General features: G+C 70.4%; 8 protein-coding genes. 5 read left to right on the top strand and 3 right to left on the bottom strand.

Annotated elements, in window-relative coordinates:
- Position 1: 1 nt before the first annotated feature.
- The 3 genes from POL25_RS05940 to POL25_RS05930 all read right to left on the bottom strand — a co-directional run bounded on the left by POL25_RS05940 (position 2) and on the right by POL25_RS05930 (position 20,650).
- Entirely contained in the window at positions 2 to 721 is a 720-nt protein-coding gene (locus tag POL25_RS05940) for a DUF6875 domain-containing protein (RefSeq protein WP_272084878.1), read from the bottom strand.
- Positions 712 to 17,898 (bottom strand): non-ribosomal peptide synthetase, encoded by a 17,187-nt coding sequence (locus POL25_RS05935; protein WP_272084875.1) that lies wholly within the window; start codon positions 17,896 to 17,898, stop codon positions 712 to 714. Before POL25_RS05935 ends, POL25_RS05940 begins: the two co-directional genes overlap by 10 nt.
- 673 nt (positions 17,899 to 18,571) lie before the next feature.
- Complete coding sequence (locus POL25_RS05930) at positions 18,572 to 20,650, bottom strand: multicopper oxidase family protein (RefSeq protein ID WP_272084873.1); 2,079 nt, start codon at positions 20,648 to 20,650, stop codon at positions 18,572 to 18,574.
- 342 nt (positions 20,651 to 20,992) lie between these two features.
- Here POL25_RS05930 and POL25_RS05925 point away from each other — a divergent pair, with 342 nt between their 5' ends.
- The 5 genes from POL25_RS05925 to POL25_RS05905 all read left to right on the top strand — a co-directional run bounded on the left by POL25_RS05925 (position 20,993) and on the right by POL25_RS05905 (position 24,967).
- Positions 20,993 to 21,622, top strand: a complete 630-nt coding sequence (locus POL25_RS05925) for an outer membrane lipoprotein-sorting protein (protein ID WP_272084871.1) — start codon at positions 20,993 to 20,995, stop codon at positions 21,620 to 21,622.
- Between the two features lie 217 nt (positions 21,623 to 21,839).
- Complete coding sequence (locus POL25_RS05920; RefSeq protein WP_272084870.1) at positions 21,840 to 22,313, top strand: DUF309 domain-containing protein; 474 nt, start codon at positions 21,840 to 21,842, stop codon at positions 22,311 to 22,313.
- A gap of 43 nt (positions 22,314 to 22,356) precedes the next feature.
- Complete coding sequence (locus tag POL25_RS05915) at positions 22,357 to 22,941, top strand: metallophosphoesterase family protein (RefSeq protein ID WP_272084869.1); 585 nt, start codon at positions 22,357 to 22,359, stop codon at positions 22,939 to 22,941.
- Positions 22,942 to 23,090: 149 nt separating this feature from the next.
- A complete protein-coding gene (locus POL25_RS05910) occupies positions 23,091 to 24,644 on the top strand; it encodes an AAA ATPase domain-containing protein (protein WP_272084868.1) in 1,554 nt (517 codons plus the stop codon).
- 134 nt (positions 24,645 to 24,778) lie between these two features.
- A complete protein-coding gene (locus tag POL25_RS05905) occupies positions 24,779 to 24,967 on the top strand; it encodes an FHA domain-containing protein (protein WP_272084867.1) in 189 nt (62 codons plus the stop codon).
- Positions 24,968 to 25,383 lie beyond the last annotated feature (416 nt).

Raw genomic sequence — 25,383 nt, 5'->3', positions numbered from 1 at the left:
CTCATCGCAGCTCCGCCTGGCTCGGTGGGAACGCTGCGTCGAGCACCGCCTCCCAGTTCACCGGCAGCTGCGGGACGCCGGCGGCGGCGATGCGCGCCGTGAGCTCGTCGCGGGCGGTGACGCCGAACCTCCGCACGTAGGCCGACAGGTACTCCGGGCGGGAGAACAGGAACATCAGATCGGTGAGCTGCATCGGGCGAATCACCAGCATCGGGTGCGGTGCTTCGAGCGGGCGGTAGTCCGGGTTGTGCAAACCGGGCTCGTGGCAGCCGGGATAGAACTGGCCGATCATCAGACCCTGCGCGGTGATCTCGGGCTTGAGCGCCTGTTGCACGGGGTCGATGAACCGCGGCCCCGCGTCGTTCGGCAGCCCGGGGAACAGGGTAAGGATGGCGCGGAACTCTCGACCCACGCCGGCGATCGGGAGCTCGGTGGGAAAGCGTGCCACCAGCGCGCGCATCACCGACTCCACGGCTGCGGGGTGGAGCTCTCCGTCGTACACGTGAAAGCGGATCGATCGGAAGCGGTTCAGGCCGGGCTCGACGAAGGGACACACGGACCCCTTGCGACCGATGATCGGGTTCGGTCTGGAGATGAACGTCTTGAGCCACGTCCGCACCTCCAGCAGCTGCGCGCGCGTCGCTGCCGGCAGACCGGCGCTCTGCTCGTCGAGCTGCTCGGCGCACAGCAGCCGAGCTTGTGATGGATCTGTCAGTTGCAAGACGTGTCCTCCCTCCGCCCGCGCGCGCATTCGATGATTCGCCGTAGCGACGACAGGAACGCGGCTGCGATCCGCTCGATCGTCGCGGTGTCGTGGACGGCGCTGCTGAAGCTCCAGCCGAGCCGCAGCCGCCCGTCCACCACGATGCAGCTCACCACGAGCTCGTGAAACAGCGCCATGTTGGGGCTGATGCTCGAGGGCGCCGTGCCGGCGAAGGACCACGGCGAGCCGGCCTCGTACTGCCCGAGGTAGTTGAACACCACCGGCATGGGCACCGAGAGCGACGCGCGCACGCTCGCGTCCGGATGCGCATAGCGCAGCCAGCCGTAGCCGAGGCCGCGGCCGGGCACGGACCGCAGTTGCGCTTGCACGTCGCGCAGCAATACGGCGGGGTCGTTGTCCGGCTGCACGCTCAGCCACAGCGGGAACAGCGTCGAGAACCATCCCACGGTGCGGGACACTTCCACGTCGGCCACGACAGGCTCGCGGCCGTGGTGCTGCAGCGCCACGCAGACCGTGTCTGTCGCGGAGGCGGTGCTCAGCGCCGATGCAAGGGCCGACAGCAGGACGGCGTCGATCTCCGTCCCGTGCGCCGAGCCCACCGCGCGCAGCAGGGCGCTGGTATCCGCCGGCGAGAGCTCCACCTCCACGGTGCGGCTGTCGCCGAAGCTGCCCGGCGCGACGTCGCGGTCGCGCACGATCGCGGTCATGCGGCGAGCGCACTGCGCCTGCCAGTACCCGAGCTCCTCCGCCAGGCCGCCGCCGGCGACGAACGCGTGCAGTCGCTCGGACCACTGGCGCAGCGACGTCGTCTTGGGTCCGAGCTCCGGCGTCCGTCCGGCGCTCAGCGCCTCGCATGCGCGCTGCAGGTCCTCGCACACGATGCGCCACGACACGCCGTCGGTGACGAGGTGGTGCAGGACGAGCACCAGCTGCGCGCCCGCCTCGCCCAGGTCCAGCCACGCAGCGCGGCAGATCGGGCCGCTGGAGAGGTTCATGGCGCGCTGCAGCCTCGCCACCGCCTCGAGCGCGGCGGCGTCGCGGGCCTCGCCGTCCACCGCCGAAAGATCGACCCGCTCGAGCGCGAGGGTCGCCCCCGCCTCGTGCTCCTGAACCCACCCGGACTCGCTGCGACGATATCGCAATCGCACCGCGTCGTGCTGGGCCGCGACGATGCGCAGCGCCTCTGCGGCGACCTCGGGCGAGAGCCCGGCAGGCGGCGTCCAGCGCATCGCGGGACAGTAGTGATGAGCATCGACGGGATCCGCGTCCAGGAACCAGCGCTGGATCGGCGTCAGCGGCACCGTCCCGTGCACGGCGTCCTGCTCGGCCAGCACGGCGCTCTCTCGCCGCACCACCAGCGCGAGCTCGGCCACCGTCTGATGCGTGAACATGTCGCGCGCCGTGAGATGGAGGCCGGCTCGCTTGGCGCGACCGATCACCTGCAGCGCCAGGATCGAGTCCCCGCCGAGCGAGAAGAAGTTGTCGTGGATCCCCAGCGGCGACACCTGCAGCACCGCCGACCACAGCTCGGCGAGCACGCGCTCGGCCTCGCTCCGCGGCGCCACGCAGGAAGTCTCGACCGCGTCGCGCGTCGCGTCGGGCGGCGGCAGCGCCTTGCGATCGACCTTGCCGCTGGGGCTCAGCGGCAGCGCCGTGAGCCGCACGAACAGCGAGGGGACCATGTATGTCGGCAGCGCGGCGCCGAGGTGCTCGCGCAATGTGTCGTCGGTGCATGCGCCCTCGCCGGGCACCACGTGCGCGACCAGGCGCCTGTCACCGGGCGCGGGCTCCCACACGCCCACGGCGCACGCTCGCACCGACGGGTGCGACGACAGTACTGCTTCGATCTCCCCGAGCTCGATGCGGAAGCCGCGGATCTTGACCTGGTGATCGATGCGCCCGAGGAACTCGAGCTGTCCGTTCGCGTCCCAGCGCACGAGGTCGCCCGTGCGATACATCCGCGCCCCGGGCACCGCGGAGAACGGGTCCGGCACGAAGCGCTCCGCGGTCAATTCAGGCCGCCCCAGGTACCCGCGCGCGAGCCCGGTCCCGCCGATGTAAAGCTCGCCCGGGACGCCCACCGGCGTCTGTCTCAGATCTTTGTCGACCACGTGGAGCTGCGTATTGGCGATCCCTCGCCCGAGCCGCACGGGGCTGGGGCCCGCGTCGACGCGCGACAGCGCGGACCAGATCGTCGTCTCGGTCGGGCCATACGCGTTCCACACCCGGGATGCCCTGCGCGTCAGCTCGAGCGCCAGATCTGGCGTCATCGCCTCGCCGCCGCACAGCACCTGCAGCGGCCGCTCACCTTTCCAGCCGGCGTCCAGCACCATGCGCCACGTGGCCGGCGTCGCCTGCATCATCGTCGCGCGATCGAGGGCGCTCACCAGCGCTTCGCCGTCGCTCGCGTCGTCGCGGGACACCAGGTGGATCGCGGCCCCCCGGATCAGGGGCATGAAGAGCTCGAGCCCGGCGATGTCGAACGACATCGAGGTCACGGCCAGCAGCGCGTCCTGGGGCCCGATCGCCGTCTGCTCGGCGAACGCGTGCAGCAGGTTCGTCAGCGCCGCGTGAAGGATCTGGACGCCCTTGGGCCGCCCCGTCGAACCCGACGTGTAGAGCACGTAGCTCGGGTGGTCCGGCCCCACGGCGACCGCGTGGGGCGTGCGCGGCTGTTTCCACGCGGGCGCGCCCGCGTCGAGGTGCACGGTCACGACCTCGTGCGGCGGGAGGCTGTCACGCAGGCGCGCCTGCGTGAGCAGCACGGCGGGCCTTGCGTCCGTCAGCATGAAGGCCAGCCGCTCGCGCGGATAGCTCGGGTCGAGCGGCACATAGGCCCCGCCCGCCTTGAGGATCCCGAGCAGCCCCACGACCATCTCGAGCGACCGCTCGACGCACAGCGCCACCAGCACCTCCGGACCGACGCCCAGGCCGCGCAGGTGATGAGCCAGCTGGTTCGAGCGCTCGTCGAGCTCCTGGTAGGTCAGCTGCTGCGCGCCGAACACCAGCGCCACGGCGGCCGGCGTGCGCCTGGCTTGCGCCGCGAACAGCTCGTGCACGCAGCTCTCGGCGGGATAGGCCGCCGTCGTGTCGTTCCACGCCGCGAGCTCCGTGTGCTCCGCCGCCGTCAGCAGGTCCAGCTGCGACAGGCGCTTGTCCGGGTGAAGCACCCCGTCCTGCACCAGCGCCTGCAGGTGCCTGGCGAGCCGCTCGACCGCGCCGGCGTCGACGCGGGTCGTGTCGTAGGCCAGGGAGACCTCGGTCCCCTCCGCGTCGTGAAGCACCCCGAGCGCCAGCGCTTGCTTCGCGGTCACCAGGCCGGTCGGCATCGCTTCGACGAGCGGCGACCAACCGGCCCCGGCGCTCGTCGTCGGCGGCGTCACCTCGAAGAAGGTCACGTCGAACAGCGGGCTCTCGCCGGCCTGGCGCGCCAGCCCCTGATCTTGCACGACGACGTCGAACGGCAGCGCCTGGTGCTCGTAGGACTCGAGCGCGGTCCGCCGCGCCCGCGCGAGCAGCTCGGCGAACGAGGGATCGCCCGCGAGGTCGGTGCGCAGCACCACCGTGTTGGTGAAGAACCCCAGCAATTCGGCCGCGCCCGGCACCTCGCGGTTTGCGATCACGGCGCCGAGCCCGAAGTCCTGCTGGCCGCTGTACCGCGACAGCACCGCCGCGAAGGCGGCATACCAGGCCATGAAAAGCGTGCAGCCGTGGGCCCGCGCGAGCGCCTGCAGCCCGCGGCTCACCGCCAGCGGGATCCGCAGCGCGGCGCTCGCTTCGAGGCCGGGACCGCGCGCCGGAGCGGCGCGAACGATGGGCAGCTCCAGCCGCGGCACGTTCGCCAGTTGGTTTTTCCAGTAGGTCCGCGACGCCGCGAAGCCGCCGGTCGTGAGCGCCTCCTGCTCGGCGCGGGCATAGTCGGCGAACTGGTAGGCGAGCGCCGGCGACTCCGCCGCTTCGCCGCGGCAGCACGCCTCGTAAAGGCGTGAGAGCTCGGACAGCAGCACGCCGCTGGACCACTCGTCGGTGATGATGTGGTGCTGAATGACGAGCACGACGTGGTGCTCGGCTCCCAGGCTCACGACCAGTGCGCGCGTCAGCGGGCCGGTAGCGAGATCGAAGCGGGTCCCGATCTCGGACTCGAGGTGGGCGCGCAAGGCGGCTTCTCGGATTGCCTCGGGCAGCGTCGAGACGTCCTCGATGCGCAGCGGGATCGAGGCGCTGTCCGCCACCCTTCGCATCAGCACGCCGTCGATCTCGGGATAGGTGGTGCGAAGGATCTCCTGCTGCTCTGCCAGCCGCTCCACGCTGTGACGCAGCGCCGGCAGCGAGAGCGCGCCACGGACGACGAACACGTGCGGGACCTGGTACGACCGGGCCTTGGGCGCGAGCTTGTCGACGAACCAGATCCGCCGCTCGGTCCCCGAGAGGCCGCTGTATGCGGGAGCGGCCGCGCCGCGCGGGGAAGGTGAGAGCGCGGGTCCGGGCCGCGTCTCCATCTCGACGAGCGACGCCGCCAGGGCCGCGATCGTCGGCCGTCGCAGCAAGGTGGCGAGCGTCAGCCCGAGCCCGAGCCTCGTCTTGACTGCCGACGCGACGCGCACCGCCAGCAGCGAGTGGCCGCCGAGCGCGAAGAAGTCGTCGTCGATGCCGATGGGGCGCACCTCGAGCAGCTGTTCCCAGATGGCCACGAGGGCGCGCTCGACGTCGTTGCGCGGGGCGACAAAGGCTTCGTCGGCGCCACGCATCGCCTCGGGAGAGGGCAGGGCCTTGCGGTCGACCTTGCCGTTGGTGCTCAGCGGCAGGGCGTCGAGGAAGACGAACGCCGACGGGAGCATGTAGTCGGGCAGGTCGCTCCGCAGGTGCTCACGCAGCGAAGCTGGCGTAAGGTCGTCTTGCTTCGCCACGACATAAGCGACGAGGCGCATGCTCCCTGGCGAGTCCTCGCGCGCGACGACGACGGCCGATCCGACCGCGGGATGAGACGCGAGCGCCGCCTCGACCTCGCCGAGCTCGACGCGGAAGCCGCGGATCTTGACCTGATGATCGACGCGGCCGAGGAACTCGAGCTCGCCGTCCTCGTTCCAGCGCGCGAGGTCGCCGGTGCAATACATGCGGGCGCCGGGCTGGTTCGAGAAGGGATCCGGCACGAACCGCTCGGCGGTCATGGCAGGGCGATTCAAATAGCCGCGGGCCAGACCGACGCCGGCGAGGTGGATCTCGCCGGGCATGCCGAGCGGGACCTGTCGCATCTTGCCATCGAGCAGGTGGATTCGAACGCCGTGCACGGGCCGGCCGATCGAGAACCGCTCCGGGCGCGACGGATCGAACCAGGCCTGGGCCGCAAAGATGCTGAACTCGGTGGGGCCGTAGGAGTTGAGGACCTGTCGGCCCTCGGCCCACTGAGCCACCAGTGAGGGTGATGTCTTGTCACCCGCGAGGGTGATGTGACGCAGCGCCGGCGCGCGGCAGCGGAGCACACGCAACATCGCAGGCGGGATGAAGGAGAAGGTGATGGCGCGGTGCTCGAGGCACTCGGCGATGCCCTCGACGGCATCGAGGGCGTTGCTGGGCAATACGCAGGTGGCGCCGTTGCAGAGGGAGAGCATCCAGTCGACGATCGCGCCGTCAAAGGCGATCGCGGCGCTGAAGAGGATGCGATCGCCGGGATGGACGACGATGTGCCGGCGCTGGAAGGCGACGCGGGCGGCGAGGCCTCGATGCTCGTTGACTACCGGCTTGGGCTTGCCAGTGGAGCCCGAGGTGAAGACGACGTAGTTGGCGTGGTCGAGGGTCACGCCGCTCGCGGGCGGCGTGCTCGGTTGCGAGGCCCACTGCGCCGCGTCGACATCGAGGCGCACCACCTTCACGTTTGGTGTTGCGAGACGATCCTCGATGGCCGCGTGCGTCAGCAGTACCGGCGCGCCGGCCTCGGCCAGCAGCAGCGAGAGCCGGTCCGATGGATACGAGGGGTCGAGCGGCACGAAGGCGCCCCCGGCCTTCAGGATGGCGACCAGACCGATCACCATGTCGAACGATCGCTCGACGCAGAGGACCACACGGACCTCGGGCCCGACACCGAGCGCGCGCAGGTGGTGCGCCAGCCGGTTGACCTGTGCCTCGAATTCGCCATAACTCAGCGGCTGCCCGTCCTGCTCGAGCGCGACGGCCTGCGGTGCTCTGACCGCCTGCTCGGCGATCAACTCGTGAATGCATCGTGCGGCAGGATCGGTGCGTGGCGTGTCGTTCCACGCGGCGAGCTTCTCGGTCTCCTCATCCGTCAGCAGATCGAGCTCGGAGACCCGTCGATTCGGATGCGCAGCGGCGTCGGTCACCAGCGTGCTCAGGTGCCCGCACAACCGCTCGGCCGCGACTCGTGAGACGCGTGTGGTGTCGTACAGCACCTCGACGACAGTCCCCTCGGCCGTGTGCTGCACGGACACGGCCAGCGCATTCTTGGCCGTCGTCACACCTCGCGGCACCGGACCGGAAATCGGCGACCAGCCGGCCGCGGCGTCGCCCTTCGCTGGCGTCACCTCGAAGAAGGTCACGTCGAACAGCGGATTCTCTCCGGCCTGTCGCGCCAGCCCCTGCTCTTGCACGACGACGTCGAACGGCAGCGCCTGGTGCTCGTAGGCATCGAGGGCAGTGCGTCGCGCCCGCGCGAGCAGCTCGGCGAAGCTCGGGTCGCCCGCGAGGTCGGTGCGCAGCGCCACCGTGTTGGTGAAGAACCCGAGTAAATCGGCCGTGCCCGCGACCTCGCGGTTGGCGATCACCGCGCCGAGCCCGAAGTCCGTCTGGCCGCTGTAGCGCGACAGCACCGCCGTGAGCGCCGCGTACCAGGCCATGAAGGGCGTGCATCCGTGGTCGCGCGCGAGCGCTTGCAAGGCGCGGCTCGCCGCCGGCGGGACGCCGAGCGTGACGCTCGCCTCGGGGCCGCGCTCCGGGCCGGTGCGAACGATGGGCAGCTCGAGCCGCGGCACGCCCGCGAGCTGGTGCTTCCAGTACGCCCGAGACGCCGCGAAGCCACCGGTCGTGAGCGCCGCTTGCTCGGCGCGGGCGTAGTCGGCGAACTGGTAGGCGAGCGCCGGCAGCTCCGCCGCCTCGCCGCGGCAGCACGCCTCGTAAAGGCGTGAGAGCTCGGACAGCAGCACGCCGCTGGACCACTCGTCGGTGATGATGTGGTGCTGAAGGACGAGCACGACGTGGTGCTCGGCCGCCAGGCTCACGACCAGGGCGCGCGTCAGCGGGCCGGTCGCGAGATCGAAGGGGACGGCGATCTCGGCCTCGAGGTGGGCGCGCAGGGCCACCTCTCGCGCCGAATCGGACAGCGCCGAGACGTCCTCCACGCGCAGCGGGATCGCCACACTGTCCGCCACCCTTCGCATCAGCGCGCCGTCGACCTCGGGGTAGGTGGTGCGCAAGATCTCCTGCCGCTCCGCCAGCCGCTCCACGCTTTGGCGCAGCGCCGGCAGCGAGAGCGCGCCGCGGACGACGAACACGTGCGGGACCTGGTACGACCGGGCCTCGGGCGCGAGCTTGTCGACGAACCAGATCCGCCGCTCGGTCCCCGAGAGGCCGTCGTACGCGGGCTCGGCCGCGCCGCGCGGGGCGGGCGAGAGCGCGGGTCCCGGTTGTGTCTCGATCCCGGCGAGTGACGCCGCCAGGGCCGCGATCGTCGGTCGTCGCAGCAAGGTGGCGAGCGTCAGCCCGAACCCGAGCCGAGCCTTCACCGCCGAGACGACGCGCACCGCCAGCAGCGAGTGGCCGCCGAGCGCGAAGAAATCATCGCGGACGCCGATGGGGCGGACCTCGAGCAGCTCCTCCCAGATGGCCACGAGGGCGCGCTCGACGTCGGTGCGCGGCGCCGTGAACGTCTCGGCCGGACCGCGGCTCGCGTCGGGGGCGGGCAGGGCCTTGCGATCGACCTTGCCGCTGGGATTGAGCGGCAGCGCGTCGAGGAAGACGAACGCCGAGGGCACCATGTACTCCGGCACCGTCGCGCCGAGGCGCTCTCGCAGCTCGCTCACGATGGCTTGGTCGCCGACCACGTAAGCCACCAGCCGCTTGTCGCCGGTGGCATCCTCGCGCGCCACGACCACGCAGTCGCGCACCGAGGGATGCGCGGCGATGGCGGCCTCGATCTCGCCGAGCTCGATGCGGAAGCCGCGGATCTTGACCTGGTGGTCGATGCGGCCGAGGAACTCGAGCGCGCCGTCGTCGCGAAAGCGGGCAAGGTCGCCGGTGCGGTACATCCGAGCGCCGCGCACGAGCGGATCGGGCACGAATCGCTCCGCCGTGAGTCCTGGGCGATGAAGGTAGCCGCGCGCGAGCTGGACGCCCGAGAGATACAGCTCCCCAGCGACGCCGACGGGGACCGGCCGAAATGCAGCGTCGAGCACGTAGGTGCGGGTGTTGTCGATCGGCTTGCCGATCGGCACCGGCCCCGTCTCGTCGGGCCGGCAGGCGTGGCGCGTGACGTCGATGGCGGCCTCGGTGGGGCCGTAGAGGTTGTGGAGCTCACCGCGGTTGCCCGCATACCAGGCGGCGCGCAGGTGCTCGGGCAACGCCTCGCCGCTGGCGAACACGAGGCGCAGCGAAGCGCGCTCGCGGGGCTCGGTCGCCGCCAGGAACACGGCGAGCATCGACGGCACGAAGTGGACCACGGTGACGTCGGCCGCCGCGAGGACGGCCGCGAGGTAGCGCGGATCCTTGTGCCCCTCGGGCGCGGCGATCACCATGCGGGCGCCCTCGATGAGCGGCCACCACAGCTCCCAGCCGGACACATCGAACGACAGCGGCGTCTTCTGCAAGATCGCGTCGCTCGCCTTCAGAGCGTAGGCCCGCTGCATCCAGCGCAGGCGGTTGTAGAGGCCGCGATGCGTGTTGAGCACGCCCTTGGGCTGCCCGGTCGAGCCCGAGGTGTAGATGACGTAGATCGCGTGATCGGGGCCGACGTCGACCGCCGGGGACGTACGCGGTTGACGCTGCCAATCGCCCTCGTCGAGCTGCACGGTCGCAACGTCGTGCGGCGGGAGGCTGTCTCGCAGGCGCGCCTGCGTGAGCAGCACGGCGGGCCGCGCGTCCTTCAGCATGAAGGCCAGCCGCTCGCGCGGATAGCCCGGGTCGAGTGGCACATAGGCCCCGCCCGCCTTGAGGATCGCCAGCAGGCCGACGACCATCTCGAGCGAGCGCTCGACACACAGTCCGACCAGTACCTCCGGGCTGACGCCCAGCCCGCAGAGGTGATGGGCCAGCTGGTTCGCGCGCTCGTCGAGCTCGCGGTACGACAGTCGCTGATCGCCGAACACCAGCGCCACGGCGTCGGGCGTGCGCGCGGCCTGTTCTTCAAACAGCGCGTGGATGCACCGCGCCGGCGGATACGCCACCACCGTGTCGTTCCACGCCGCCAGCGTCGCGTGCTCCGCCTCTGTCAGCAGGCCGAGCTCGGACAAGCGCCTGCCCGGGTGCGCGACCATGTCGAGGAGGACCGTTCGCAGGTGCCCCCACAGCTGCTCGATGTCCTCGCCGCGCAGCGCCGCGGGTTCCCACATCCAGCGCAGGTCGAGGGTCGTCCCCACCGCCACCGTGATGGCCAGCGGATAGCTCGTCTGCTCGAAGGCCTGGAAGTCCACGATCGGCAGGGCCTCGGCCTGCTGCGCCGCCTCGTCCACCGGGTAGTTCTCGAACACCAGCAGCGTGTCGAACAGCGCGCGACCGCCACCCACCGCGCTCGCGCGCTGCACCTCGTAAAGCGGGGTCGCCTCGTGCACGCGCAGCTCGACCTGCTCGGCTTGCAGTCGCTGCAGCCATTCGAGCACGATCTCCGAGCCGGACCAGCGGGCCCGCAGCGGCAACGTGTTGATGAACAGGCCCACCATCCGCTCGATGCCGCGGAGCGGCGCGCTGCGACCGGAGGTCGTCACGCCGAAGACGACATCCGTGCGCCCCGTGGTGCGGCCGAGGAGCTGCGCGAGCGCCCCTTGCACCACCGTGTTCAGGGTCAGCCCGTGCCGCCGCGCAAAGGCCGTGAGCGCCTCGGTCTCGGCCGCGGTCAGCGAGGCATCCCGCTGCTCGTGCTCTCGCGTCGCCTCTGCGGGCGCCTGTGCGGGCGGCGGGAACGGCAGCCGGGTCGGCTCCTCGACGCCGGCCAGGTACGCTGCGAAGAACGCCGACGACGCCGCCTGGTCGCGCGTCGCGAGCCAGGCGATGTACCGCTCGTAGGCCACCGGCTCCGGCAGCGCGAGCCGGCGCCCGCCCCGGTTCGCGGCATAGGCGGCCTGCAGCTCGCCGAGCACGACCGGCATCGACCAGCCGTCGGCCAGGATGTGATGCGTCGTCTTGAGCATCCACGTCCGGCCGCCAGGCAAACGCACGAGCACGACTCGCGCCAGCGGGGCCCGCCCCAGATCGAAGCCGGCCGCCCGCTCCTCGCGCCGCAGCGCCTCCCACCGCGCCTCCGCCTCGGCGACTTCCAGCGAGGACCAGTCGTGCGTCGGCATCGCGAATTCGACGCTCCTCCGCACCACCTGCAGCGGCTCCGGGACCCCCTGCCACAAGAAGGCCGTGCGATACACCGCGTGGCGCGCGAGCACGGTCTTCCACGCGCTCTCGAGCGCCGTCGCGTCGACGTCGCCGCCCAATTGCAGCGCGAGCTGGACGGTGTAGGTCGGCGACTCCGGCTCGTTCAGGGCGTGGAAAAGCAGCCCAGCCTGCAGCGGCGAAAGCGGGTAGACGCTCTCGACGTCGCGCATCGCCCCGAACAGTCCGTCCAGGGCTGGTTGCTCGATCCGCGCCAGCGGGAAGTCCGAGGGCGTGTATCCGAACGCTTCGCCCGCCGCGCAATGATCGATGATTCGCCGCAGCGAGGCGACGAACCGCGCGGCGAGCCGCGCCACCGTCGCTTCGTCGTGAATCGCCGCGCTGTACGTCCATTCGAACCGCAGCCGGCCCTGCCACACGCCGCCGTTCACCGCCAGCGCGTGCCACAGCGCCATTCGCGAGCTCGTGGTCCTCCCCGTCGGCTCCGCCGCCGGTGCGAACATCGACCGGCCTTGCGTCCCCATGTCGAACTGCCCGAGGTAGTTGAACACCACCGGCGGATCGACCGAGAGTGCGGCGCGCACCGCCTCGTCCGAATGTGCGTACCGCAGCCAGCCGTAGCCGACGCCCCGGTTCGGCACCGAGCGGAGCTGCTCCTTGATCCCCTTCAGCAATGTCCCGGGGTCGTCGGTCGCCGGGACCGTCAGCCACACCGGGAACATCGAAGTGAACCAGCCGACGGTGCGGGACACTTCCACGTCCTCGATCAGCGCCTCGCGGCCGTGCCCCTCGAGGGTGACGCACACCGTGTCCGTGTCGCAGAACTTGCTCAGCGCCGCCGCGAGCGCCGAGAGCAGGACATCATTGATCTCGGTGCGGTAGGCCGCGCTCACGTCGTGAAGCAGCGCCCGGGTCTCTGCCTCGGACAGCTCCACGTCGACCGTGCGACTGTCACCGACGGTGCCCGGCGCCGCCTCGCGATCTCGCGGCAGCGGCGTGATGCCGCGCGCGCACTGGGCTCGCCAGAAGTCCAGCTCCTGCGACAGGCCGCCGGCGGCGACGAATGTGTGAAGCCGCTCCGACCACTGCCGGAACGAGGTCGTCTTGGCAGCGAGCGCCGGGGTCCGTCCGGCCAGCAGGGCCTCGCACACGCGCTCCAGGTCCTCGTGCAAGATCCGCCAAGACACCCCGTCCACCACGAGGTGGTGCACCACGAGCAGCAGCCGCGTGCCCTGCTCGCCCAGGTCCAGCCACGCCGCGCGGGCCACCGGACCCGCGGACAGCGACAGGCTGCCTTGCAGGTCGTCCGCCGACGCCTCCACGGCCGCCCTGCGCACGTCGGGTGGCAGCGCCGAGAGGTCGATGCGCGCGAGCGGCAGCGCCGCGTCCTCCGCGTGGATCTGGACCCACCCGGATTCACTATGATCATACCGCAAGCGCAGCGCGTCGTGCTGCCGCAAGACGACCTGCAGCGCCTCGGCCACGAGCGCGGGCGACAGCGCGGGCGACGGTGTCCACATCCAGGCCTGATTGAAGTGGTGGGCCTCCTCGGGGTTCTTGCTGAAAAACCACTGCTGGCTCGGCGTCAGCGCGGCCGTGCCGGTCACCGCCTGCTCGGCCACGGCCGCGCTCGAGCTGCGCGCCACCTGCACCAACTCCGCGACCGTCTGGTGCATGAACATGTCGCGCACTGTCACGTGCAAGCCGGCTCGCTTGGCCCGGCCGACCACCTGGATCGCCAGGATCGAGTCTCCGCCCAGGGCGAAGAAGTTGTCGTGGAGCCCCACCGCCGCGATGCGCAGCACCTCCGACCAGACCTCGGCGAGCGCTCGCTCCGCTGCGGTGCGCGGAGCGACGAAGGCCTCGTCGGCGCCGCGCATCGCCTCGGGAGCGGGCAGGGCCTTGCGATCGATCTTGCCGTTGTTGGACAGCGGCAGGGCGTCGAGGAAGACGAACGCCGACGGGAGCATGTAGTCGGGCAGGTCGCCTCGCAGGTGCTCGCGCAGCGAGGCCGCCGTGAGCGCCTCGTGCTTCGCCACGACATAGGCGACGAGGCGGGTGCTGCCCGGCGAGTCCTCGCGCGCGACGACGACGGACGATGCGACCGCGGGGTGAGACGCGAGCGCCGCCTCGACCTCGCCGAGCTCGACGCGGAAGCCGCGGATCTTGACCTGATGATCGACGCGGCCGAGGAACTCGAGCTCCCCGTCCTCGTTCCAGCGGGCGAGGTCGCCGGTGCAATACATGCGGGCGCCGGGCTGGCTCGCGAAGGGATCCGGCAAGAACCGCTCGGCGGTCATGGCGGGGCGATTCAAATAACCGCGGGCCAGGCCGACGCCGGCGAGGTGGATCTCACCCGGCATGCCGATCGGGACCTGTCGCATCTTGCCATCGAGCAGGTGGATTCGAACGCCATGCACGGGCCGGCCGATCGAGAACCGCTCCGGCCGCGACGGATCAAACCAGGCCTGCGCAGCGAAGATGCTGAATTCGGTGGGGCCGTAGGAGTTGAGGACCTGGCGGCCCTCGGCCCACTGAGCCACCAGCGCGGGCGATGTCTTGTCACCCGCGAGGGTGATGTGGCGCAGCGCCGGCGCGCGGCAGCGGAGCACACGCAGCATCGCAGGCGGGATGAAGGAGAAGGTGATGGCGCGGTGCTCGAGGCACTCGGCGATGCCCTCGACGGCGTCGAGGGCGTTGCTGGGCAACACGCAGGTGGCGCCGTTGCACAGCGAGAGCATCCAGTCGACGATCGCGCCGTCAAAAGCGATGGCGGCGCTGAAGAGGATTCGATCGCCGGGGTGGACTGCTATGTGCCGGCGCTGGAAGGCGACGCGGGCGGCGAGGCCTCGATGTTCGTTGATCACCGGCTTGGGCTTGCCGGTGGAGCCCGAGGTGAAGACGACGTAGTTGGCGTGGTCGAGGGTCACGCCGCTCGCGGGCGGGGTGGTGGGTAACGAGGCCCACTGCGCCGCGTCGACATCGAGGCGCACCACCGTCACGTTTGGTGTTGCGAGACGACCCTCGATGGCCGCGTGCGTCAGCAGTACCGGCGCCCCCGCCTCGGCCAGCAGCAGCGAGAGCCGGTCCGGCGGATACGAGGGATCGAGTGGCACAAAGGCGCCCCCGGCCTTCAGGATGGCGACCAGGCCGATCACCATGTCGAACGATCGCTGCACGCACAAAGCGACGCGGACCTCGGGCCCGACGCCGAGCGCGCGCAGGTGGTGCGCCAGCCGGTTGACCTGTGCCTCGAATTCGCCGTAACTCAGCGGCTGCCCGTCCTGCTCGAGCGCCACGGCCTGCGGTGCTCTGACCGCCTGCTCGGCGATCAATTCGTGAATGCACCGCGCGGCAGGATCGGTCGGCGGCGAGTCGTTCCAAGCCGCGAGCTTCTCGATCTCTTCGTCGGTCAGCAGCTCGAGCTCGGAGACCCGTCGGTCCGGATGCGCGGCGGCGTCGGTGACCAGCGTGCTCAGGTGCCCACACAACCGCTCGGCCGCGATTCTCGAGACGCGTGTGGTGTCGTACAGGACTTCGACGACAGTCCCCTCGGCCGTGTGCTGCACCGACACTGCCAGCGCATTCTTGGCGGTAGTCACGCCCTCCGGCACCGCGCCGAGGCGCGGCGACCAGCCGGCCGCGGCGCCCGTCGTCGGCGGCGTCACCTCGAAGAAGGTGACGTCGAACAGCGGATTCTCTCCGGCCTGTCGCGCCAGCCCCTGATCTTGCACGACGACGTCGAAAGGCAGCGCCTGGTGCTCGTAGGCATCGAGCGCGGTCCGTCGCGCCCGCGCGAGCAGCTCGGCGAAGGTCGGATCGCCCGCGAGGTCGGTGCGCAGCACCACCGTGTTGGTGAAGAACCCCAGCATCCCCTCGGTCCCGGCGATCTGGCGGTTGGCCACCACCGCGCCGAGCCCGAAGTCCTGCTGGCCGCTGTAGCGCGACAGCACAGCCGCGAGCGCGGCATACCAGGCCATGAAGGGGGTCGCGGCGCTCTCGTGGGCGAGCGCCTGGAGCTGGCGGCTCGCCTCTGGCGACAGGCGGAGCGAGACAAAACCTTCGGGCCCCGAGACCGCTCCCGCAGCGGGAGCGACGATCGAGAGGTCGAGCCGCGGGACTTCGACGAGGGCCTGCTTCCAGTAGGCCCGCGACGCCGCCAACCCGTCGCCCGCGAGCGCCGCTCGCTCTGCACGCGCATAATCCGAATACTGGTAGGCGAGGGGAGCCAGCGCGGTCGTCTGCCCGCGGCGCGATGCTTCGTAAAGGGACGACAGCTCCGCGAGCAGCAGCCCCCAGGACCACTCGTCGGTGATGATGTGATGCTGATGCACGACGACGACGTGCCGGTCCGCGGCGGTCGTCACGGCCAGGACCCGGGTCAGGGGCCCGCGCTCGAGGTCGAAGCGGGACTCCACCTCCGCGGCGAGCATGGCCCGCAACGCCGGATCGCGCTGCGCTGCGGGCAGCGCCGAGACGTCCTCGACGCGGATCGGGATCGACACGTCGTCCGCCACTTCTCGCCGCGGCGCGCCGTCGACCTCCGGATAGGTCGTACGGAGGATCGCGTGACGCAAGACCAACGCGTCCACGCTGTCCCGCAGGGCCCGGACACACAGCGCGGACGCAACCTCGAACACGTGCGGGATCTGGTACGACCGCGCCTGCGGCGACAGCTTCTCGAGGAACCAGATCCGCCGCTCCGTGCCCGACAGGCCCGCGAACGGCGCCTCGCCGTCCGCTCGCGGCAATAGGCTGATCGGGGGCGCCGGTCGCTCTGCCCGCGGGTCCCAGAGCACCGCCAGCGCCTCGATCGTCGGGTTGCGAAGCAGCGCGGTCAGGCTCGGCGCGCTCCCGAATCGGGCCTGGATGGCGGACAGGACGCGAAAGGCGAGCAGCGAATGACCACCCAGCAGGAAGAAATCATCGCGCACGCCGATGGGGCGGACCTCGAGCAGCTCCTCCCAGATGGCCACGAGGGCGCGCTCGACGTCGGTGCGCGGCGCGACGTAGGTCTCTGTCGCGCTACGCGTCGTTTCGGGGGCGGGCAGGGCCTTGCGATCGACCTTGCCGCTGGGATTGAGCGGCAGCGCGTCGAGGAAGACGAACGCCGAGGGCACCATGTACTCCGGCACCGTCGCGCCGAGGCGCTCTCGCAGCTCGCTCGCGGTGGCGTCTTTGCCGACCACGTAAGCCACCAGCCGCTTGTCACCGGTTGCATCCTCGCGCGCCACGACGACGCAGTCGCGCACCGAGGGATGCGCGGCGATGGCGGCCTCGATCTCGCCGAGCTCGATGCGGAAGCCGCGGATCTTGACCTGGTGGTCGATGCGGCCGAGGAACTCGAGCGCGCCATCGTCGCGAAAGCGGGCAAGGTCGCCGGTGCGGTACATCCGAGCGCCGGGCACGAGCGGATCGGGCACGAATCGCTCCGCCGTGAGTCCTGGGCGATGAAGGTAGCCGCGCGCGAGCTGGACGCCCGAGAGATACAGCTCCCCAGCGACGCCGACGGGGACCGGCCGAAATGCAGCGTCGAGCACGTAGGTGCGGGTGTTGTCGATCGGCTTGCCGATCGGCACCGGCCCCGTCTCGTCGGGCCGGCAGGCGTGGCTCGTGACGTCGATGGCGGCCTCGGTGGGGCCGTAGAGGTTGTGGAGCTCGCCGCGGTTGCCCGCATACCAGGCGGCGCGCAGGTGCTCGGGCAAGGCCTCGCCGCTGGCGAACACGAGGCGCAGCGAAGCGCGCTCGCGGGGCTCGGTCGCGGCCAGGAACACGGCGAGCATCGACGGCACGAAATGGACCACGGTGACGTCGGCCGCCGCGAGGATCGCCGCGAGGTAACGCGGATCCTTGTGCCCCTCGGGCGCGGCGATCACCATGCGGGCGCCCTCGATGAGCGGCCACCACAGCTCCCAGCCGGACACGTCGAACGACAGCGGCGTCTTCTGCAAGATCGCGTCGCTCGCCTTCAGACCGTAGGCCCGCTGCATCCAGCGCAGGCGGTTGTAGAGGCCACGATGGGTGTTGAGCACGCCCTTGGGCTGCCCGGTCGAGCCCGAGGTATAGATGACGTAGATCGCGTGATCGGGGCCGACGTCGACCGCAGGAGGCGTACGCGGCTGGTGCTGCCAATCGCCCTCGTCGAGCTGCACGATCGCAACGTCGTGCGGCGGGAGGCTGTCTCGCAGGTGCGCCTGCGTGAGCAGCACGGCGGGCCGCGCGTCCTTCAGCATGAAGGCCAGCCGCTCGCGCGGATAGCCCGGGTCGAGCGGCACATAGGCCCCGCCTGCCTTGAGGATCGCCAGCAGGCCGACGACCATCTCGAGCGAGCGCTCGACACACAGTCCGACCAGTACCTCCGGGCTGACGCCCAGCCCGCAGAGGTGATGGGCCAGCTGGTTCGCGCGCTCGTCGAGCTCGTGGTACGACAGTCGCTGATCGCCGAACACCAGCGCCACGGCGTCGGGCGTGCGCGCGGCCTGATCTTCAAAGAGCTGGTGGATGCACCGCGCCGGTGGATACGCCACCGCCGTGTCGTTCCACGCCGCAAGCTGACGCAGCTCGTCCGAGGCGAACTGAGGCAGGCGACCGATCGGGCTGTTCGGGTCGGCCATGCCGGCCCAGCGGAGCACGTCCCCCGCGTCGGCGGGGCTGCCTGCATCCTGCTGCGCAGCGACATTCTGTTCAGTCCTCGGCTCGAACCCTCGAACGTCCCGGCTCTCGTCGTGCATGCTCATGTTAATTCCTGACCGATGCCCTGGCATTCATCCGCGCGCTCGCCGTGGCGAGCGTCGCGCCGATCACGGGATGCACCACGCCCGTGTCCGCGGGTCGAACCCTGGATCCACCGGCCCTCGTGATCGAATTCGGCAACCTCGTCTCCTCAGCCGCGATTGCGGTGGCGGTACCGCCCTCGCGGCCGCCCTGCAGTGACCCGGAGCTTGCCGACATCGAAAAAAACTGCGCTCCTATTCGGCTCGTCTCTGAAGAGAGAAAGGACATCATCGGGCCCCCGACGTCGTTTCACGCCCTGTCGGGGGCGCGTCGCCACTCCTGCCATATTTCTCTCGATATTCGCAGGGTTGCGAAATGGCGGACTTATCGGGGGAAATCGAACGAGTCGTGGTGCTGCCGTCATCGATCCACGGGCGGGCGCCCGATGGGCGCCCGATGGGCGCCCGGCTGGCGAATGTCGAGTGCGATTGCACGCACCATCGCAGGATGGTCGTCTGCGCTCCCCGGTTCACCACGGGCATTCAAGGCAGTGGTGGTGCTCGGGTCAGCGCGCTCGAGAGGTCGTGAGGGTCATACGGCCTCGCAAGTGTCGCCCGTCGGCGGCGGCGGGCATGTTGCCTGCTGCACCTCGACGATCTGCATCATGCCTTCGTCCTCGTGCTCCAAGATGTGGCAGTGCAGCACGTACTGCCCCTGGAAATGCGGGAAGCGCGACAGGAACTTGAGGGTGCCGTCGGCGTTCGTGCCGCTCGTGGGGATGAGACAGGTGTCGCGCCAGATCGCCTGACTCGGGCTCTTCCCGTTGATGCTCGTCACCAGGAACGAGTTGACGTGGATGTGGAAGGGATGAACCGTCTCACCCCCGGTATCGCTGAACTTGTTGACGAGCGTCCACTCCTCCACGGCGTCGAGGGCGATGCACTGGTCGATACGGCTCATGCAGAACGTCCTGCCGTCGATGAGGAAGTGCGCGCCGTCAGCGTCCACGTTCACCGCGAACTCGACCTGGCGAGTGTTCGTGATCGCGTTGCCGGGCTTCGACATGTCGTCGAACGACGGGTAGAGCGCTGGCGGCGTCAGCACCTGCGGGATCTGCAGGCTCGTGTCCGGCTTGCCCGAGACGACCACGGTGGCGAGGACCTGCGGCGCCCAGCAGACGAAATCGAGGTAGCCGAGCGCCACCATCTGGTAGGTGCCCGCTTCGAATTGGACCAGCATGTCCACGCGGCCCCCCGGCGGGATGACGTACTCGACCTCGGACACGGGGTCGGCGAGCGGCATCTTCAGGGGTGCGCCGTACGTGATCCCGTCGGTCGCTACCTGGTAGTACGTGGCCGACTTCGCCCTCAGCGCGTCCCGATCGAGCATGGGCGGGCCGCCCGAGGCGGCGCAGGAGTAGCCGAACGGATCGTAGCCGGGCTTCGGCAGCGAGGTCGCGGTGTCGGCCTGATCGTCCGGCACGCGGAGGAAGGCGACGTCCAGCGGCGCACGAAAGCCGGTGTGAAGCAGCCGAAGCCGCTGCACCTCGCCCGGGCGCATGCGAAGGACCGGATCGATCTGTCCGTTGACGTGGAAGAAATCTTCGACGCCCGGAGGAAGCGGACCGGAATGGCCCATCTCCCCGTACGTCGCGAGGCGGGTCTTGCCATCGCACGAATCCTGGGTCTGGATCATGTACTCGCCGACGACGAGGAGCTGCTCCTTGCCCTGCCCCGGCCCGGGCTCGGGCGAGAACAGCCTGTCGAGGTCGTCTCTCTCCTCGTCGCGAATGATGAGCGCCCCGACCATGCCGCCTGCCACCTGGATCGCCGTCGATCCGTGCATGTGCGGGTGGTACCAATAGGTCCCGGCCGGATGGTTGGCCTTCGAGCCGTCCGGCATGGCGATGTCTCGCGGGATATCGAAGACGAAGTCGTAGCTCTCACCAGGACCGATGATCAGGAAGACATCATCGCCGGGCGGCCCGGGGTCGACGTGCAGGCCGTGCGTATGGAGGTTGGTCGAGTTGTTGTGCGTGCCCGGGCCGTGGCCGCCCGCTCCGTGCCCGCCGCCGCTGCCGCCGCCCATGGCGCAGTCGGGGGGGTCCACGGCGCTGTTGTCGTCCGGGAGGCCGTTGATGAGCTTCAGCTTGAGCCGATCGCCCGGGCGGAGCTCGATGCTCGGGCCCGGGACCACCCCCGTATACGTCGCATCGCCGAAGCTCGCCTCGCCGCGAAGGACCTTGAGCCCCGTGTACGCCCGGGTCATGAACGTATACTGGCCCACCGTCACTTCGGTCTCGGTGATGGTCACCTCGATGTCGAGCACGCCGTCGCGCGAGCGGACGCTGGCGGGCGTGAAGAGCTCGCCATTGGCGACCGGTCGCGGATCGCCGTCGTCCCCCGGACTGCAACCAGTGAGCCCGGGCAGCAGAAAACCCGCGCCGAGCGTGGCCCCCACCTTGAGGAAGCCGCGCCGATCGATCGTCAGCGCGGCAGGGGACCGGTCGTTGCCAGGCGAAGGTCTCTTCTGAAGGGTCATGAAATTCTCGTCGAGCCTCGGGGTGATGGGCCCGCCCGGATCCGAGGCTTGAGGGTGAAGAGCCAGGACCCTCCGGTTGCGATCCAAAAAACTTCGAACTATTTTCGCGCCCTCGCTGGCGACCTCCACGGCGTCGGCGGCAGGGGCAGCAGAGCCGCCCTGTGGGCCTCGAAGCGCTACTGGGCGCCCGGCCATGGAGAGTCCGTCTGGGTCGGCTACGGAACGGGTCGACCCCGATCTGCCTGCAGGGCTGCGGAAAATTTCGAGTTATTTTGGATCGCAGCGAGAGGGTCCAGGCTCTTCACCCGTGAGCCGCGAAGCGCGCTCGTACTCTCGTCGCCGATCGAACTCCCCATGAAGATGCATCGTGTCGTCGTGCTCGTCGCCGCGTCTGTCGCGGTTTTTGCCCATTCCACCGTTGCCGCAGCCGACCCGGCCGGCGATCAGCTGCTCGCCGATATGGACGCGGCGTTGAACCGCGCCCAGACCCTCGTGATCGACTTCGAGGTCTTGAACCAGGAGGCGGGCAAGCCCGAGCGCAAGATGGCCATGCAGCTGGCGAGGAAGGCCAAGAAGCACCTCTTCGAGTTCAGCGCCCCGGCCGACATGAAGGGCACCAAGTCCCTCACGCTCTCGCCGACGGAGATGTACGTGTTCTTGCCCTCGTTCGGGAAGGTCCGCCGGATCGCCAGCTCCGTGGCCGATCAAGGCTTCTTCGGCCTCGCTTACAGCCAGACCGACCTCACGACCACCGCCTACGGCGCGCGCTACACGGCTACCCGTACCGGCGAGGATGCCACCACCTGGAAGCTGGTGCTCACGCCGAAGGCCGGCGTCGAGGCGCCGTACGCCCGCATCGAGATCGCCGTCAACAAGGACCGCAAGCTGCCCGGCGAGCTCAAGTACTTCGACGCCCAGGGCAAGCAGCTCAAGATCGAGACCCGCACCGGCTACTCCTGCGAGGGCAACGTGTGCGCGCCCGCCGAGTCCAGGATGGTCGACAGCGTCAAGGGCGGCCAGACCCGGCTCGTGCGCAAATCGTGGCAGGTCAACGCGCCGCTGCCCGACGACCGCTTCACCAAGCGCGCGCTCGAGAATTGACGGCAATCGCTCTACCGGGCCCCGCTCAGCCGCGCGAGCGGGTCATCGGCCCGCTCGAGCTCAATGACCCGTGCGGCAATACCCATCACCTCACCATGTTCATCGCCGCTTGCGCGCTCGGGGCGCGGAAAACTCAGCCGGCCCCGCGAAGCTCGCCGCGGTCCGGCGAATCCACCTTTTCAGGTGGCGAGTGGTCTGCCGAGGATACGATGGCGCGGTGCGAGCCGATCCCGAGAAGGCGAAACTCGAGCAAGACATCATCGACCGCCCCGACGACCGCCGAGCAGGGGACGCCTCCGCCGAGCGGCTGAGATCCGAGGGTGACTCGCGGGGCGAGCCGAGCCTTGGCACCGATGCGGCCCTCGCCCGCGGCCTCGCGCTGTTCAACGCCGGCGATCACTTCGCGGCCCACGAGGCCTGGGAGGACCGCTGGCGCGTGGCCACCGACCCCGACGAACGCCGCCTGCTGCAGGGCCTCATCCAGGTCGCCGCGGCTCACCACAAGCTGCATGTGCAAGGCAAACCCGAGAGCGCTGCGCGGCTGCTCGCGCGCGGGATGGCCAAGCTCGACGCGTGCGCGCCGGACGCCGGGGGGCTCGCGCTCGCCGATTTCCGGGAGGCGACGCGCGCGTGGTTCGCCGCCGATCCGCCACGGCGCGACCCGGGGCCCACGCTGGGGTTTCGGCGGTGACCCGTGGGCTGCGGGCCGCGGACGGTGTATTCCTCCCGGCACCGTGGCCTACGCCCGCGCCGAACCTCAAAGCGTCCGCCGCGAGGCGCTGCACCTGCGCGACGGGGCGCTGCGCATCGTCGCGGTCGCGGACACGCACAGTCGACCGCACCCCGGGGCCATGGCTCACATCGCCGCGCTCGAGCCGCAGTACATCTTGCATGCCGGCGACGTCGGCGAGCTCGCGGTGCTGACCGAGCTCGAGCGGATCGCCCCGGTGTTCGCCGTACGCGGCAACATCGACGCGAAGGCGGCGACGCTGCCGGACCTGCGCACCCTCGAGGTCCGCGACGGCGACGCCGTGCGGCTCACGATCGCCATGCTGCACATCGCCGTGGCCGGTCCGCGGCTGCGGGCCGACGCTGCCCGGTTCGCCCGGGCCGAGGATGCCTCGCTGGTCGTCTGCGGGCATTCGCACGTGCCCTTCATCGGCCGCGACCGCGGCATCGCGGTGTTCAACCCCGGGTCGATCGGCCCGCGTCGGTTTCAACTGCCCATCGTGTTCGGCGTCCTCGACATCACGCCGGAGCGCGTCGGCCTGCGGCACGTCGACTGTGAGACCGGCGCCGTGTGGACGCCGCCGACCTGACTCCCTCCGTGCGTCGAGCCGAAGTCTCAGGTGCCACGGCGGTCGGGCGGCTGGCCGCGGCGTGTCCCGCGCTCGCTGCCACGTAGGCGCTCGCGCCCAATCTTGCCCCGATCCATGGCGGAACCGCCGGGGAGCATTATGTGTCGCCGGTGACGAGCACATCGGACCACGAACTCGGACTCCTCATCGGGGTCCTGCCCGCCGAGCTGCAGAGCGCCGTGCGCGCGCTCGCGCCGGCTCAATTGCTCGAGGTGGTGATGGACCTCGGTCGCACGCCCGAGGCCCGGCTCGAGGGCCGCGCCGAACGCCTGGCCGGCACGCCCGTCGGCCGCGCGGACATCGACGCCGTGCTCACCGAGTTGAGCCCGGTGGGCGAGGACAACCGCACCGGCATCGAGGGCACGCTGCACCGGATCTCGGTCATCCGGAACCGGCGCGGCGAAGTCGTGGGCCTGACCCTGCGCGTGGGGCGGGCGGTGGTCGGCGCGGTCGAGCTGTTGCGGGACCTGGTCGAGACCGGGCAGAACGTGCTGCTGCTGGGCCGGCCAGGCGTCGGCAAGACGACCAAGCTGCGGGAGATCGCGCGCGTGCTGGCCGACGACCTGGGGCGGCGCGTCGTCGTGGTCGACACCTCCAACGAGATCGGCGGCGACGGCGACGTGCCGCACCCCGGCATCGGTGCCGCGCGGCGGATGCAGGTGCCGCGGCCCGACCGCCAGCACGCCGTGATGATCGAAGCGGTCGAGAACCACATGCCCGAGGTGATCGTCGTCGACGAGATCGGCACCTCGGCCGAGGCCGCGGCCGCGCGCACCATCGCCGAGCGCGGAGTGCAGTTGATCGGCACGGCGCACGGCAACACGCTCGAGAACCTGGTGCTGAACCCGACCCTCTCGGACCTGGTCGGCGGCGTGCACACCGTCACGCTCGGCGACGACGAGGCCCGGCGGCGGCATTCCCCGAAGACGGTCACCGAGCGCCGGGGGGCTCCCACTTTCGATGTCGTGGTCGAGATGGTCGGACGCGACGAGGTCGTGGTGCACCACGACGCCGGCGCCGCGGTCGACCGGCTGCTCGCCGGTGATGCCGTGAGAGGCGAGCGCCGGCAGCCGGGCCGCGCACCGACGCCCGACGTCCCCGCGGCCGCGCCCGAGGCCCCCGGCCCCGCCAGGCGCTCCCGGGCGGGGAACCCGGCCACGTGGGAGGGCCCGGTGCTGATCTACCTGCACGCGATCAGCCGCGACCTCCTGGTCCGTGCGCTCCGCGACGTCTCGGTGGACGCGCGGATCGTGAACAACCCCGAGCATTCGGACATCATCTTCGCGCTGCGCGCCCGGGCGGACGACCAGAAGATCCGCCGGCTGGCAGAGGCGGGTCGGCCGGTGCACACGGTCAAGCGCAACAGCGGCTCGGAGCTGCGTCGCGTGCTGCAGGCCGCCTTCCCGACGGTGCCGGGCATGGACGACGAGGTCGTCCGCGAGGCCATCCTCGAGATCGAGCAGGCGATCGACCGGGCCGTGAGCGAGAACATCACCGTGGCGCTAGGGGCCCAGCCGCCGCCGCTTCGCAAGGTGCAGCACCGGGTCGCGGCCCGGCACCATCACGTCGAGGTCTACTCGGAGGGCCACGAGCCCTTCCGTCACCTGGTCGTCCGCCCCGCGGGGGGCGACGATTTCGACGAGGACGAGGCGGCCGCGCCCTGAACCTTCGCGCCGTAATCGTCCGGTCTGCCGCATCGTGAAGAGTCCGGGGCGTTCGGCCGAACGGCCTCGCCCCGGTCGCGGAGATGGGCGTGGAGGAGTGGGAACGGCCCGCGCTGGGGTGATAGACTGCGGTGGTGGGCTCCTTGCGCGAAATTGCGAGCGACCACCGCGTCACGCTGACCGGTCGCACCGTGATCGGCCGCTCGCATCGAGCACGATTGCCCCTGAAGGGCCGCACCGCGTCGTCCGAGCACGCCGTGCTGTTCTGGGACGCTGGCTGGATCCTCCGCGATCTCGGCAGCCCAGAGCTTCTTCGACGATGATCGGCGGATCGAGCGCCTCCATGGGCACGCTTGTGTCGGGCTCGGATCAGAGCATTGCTACTCGGCGAATGCCGAGGCAGCCGCGGCCTGCTGATTCGTCCCCCGCGGATCGTTCCCGTAGCGTCGGGCCCGATCCGGCCGCCGATGATGGGATGTCTCCTTGGACATGTCTAAAAAGGCATGTTCATGACGACATGTCCTCGCGGCCTCACGATGCGGGCGACACCCGCGCGACAGGGCGGCGCGCAGGGACGGCGCGTCGTCGCGGTCCAGGTGACGTGAGCATCCGGGCGGACAGGGAGCCGCGTGACGACCTCGACGGGCGTTCGTCGCGGGGTCGCGTCACAGCATCGGCAGGCCGCACACGTGCTTGCCGATGAAGGACATCTCGTGGCGCGTTCGACCCCGCTTCATGC

The sequence above is a fragment of the Nannocystis bainbridge genome (assembly GCF_028368995.1).
Classification (GTDB): domain Bacteria; phylum Myxococcota_A; class Polyangia; order Nannocystales; family Nannocystaceae; genus Nannocystis; species Nannocystis bainbridge.
The sequence above is the reverse complement of the archived record's forward strand: the minus strand, read 5'-3'. Positions and strand labels throughout refer to the sequence as shown.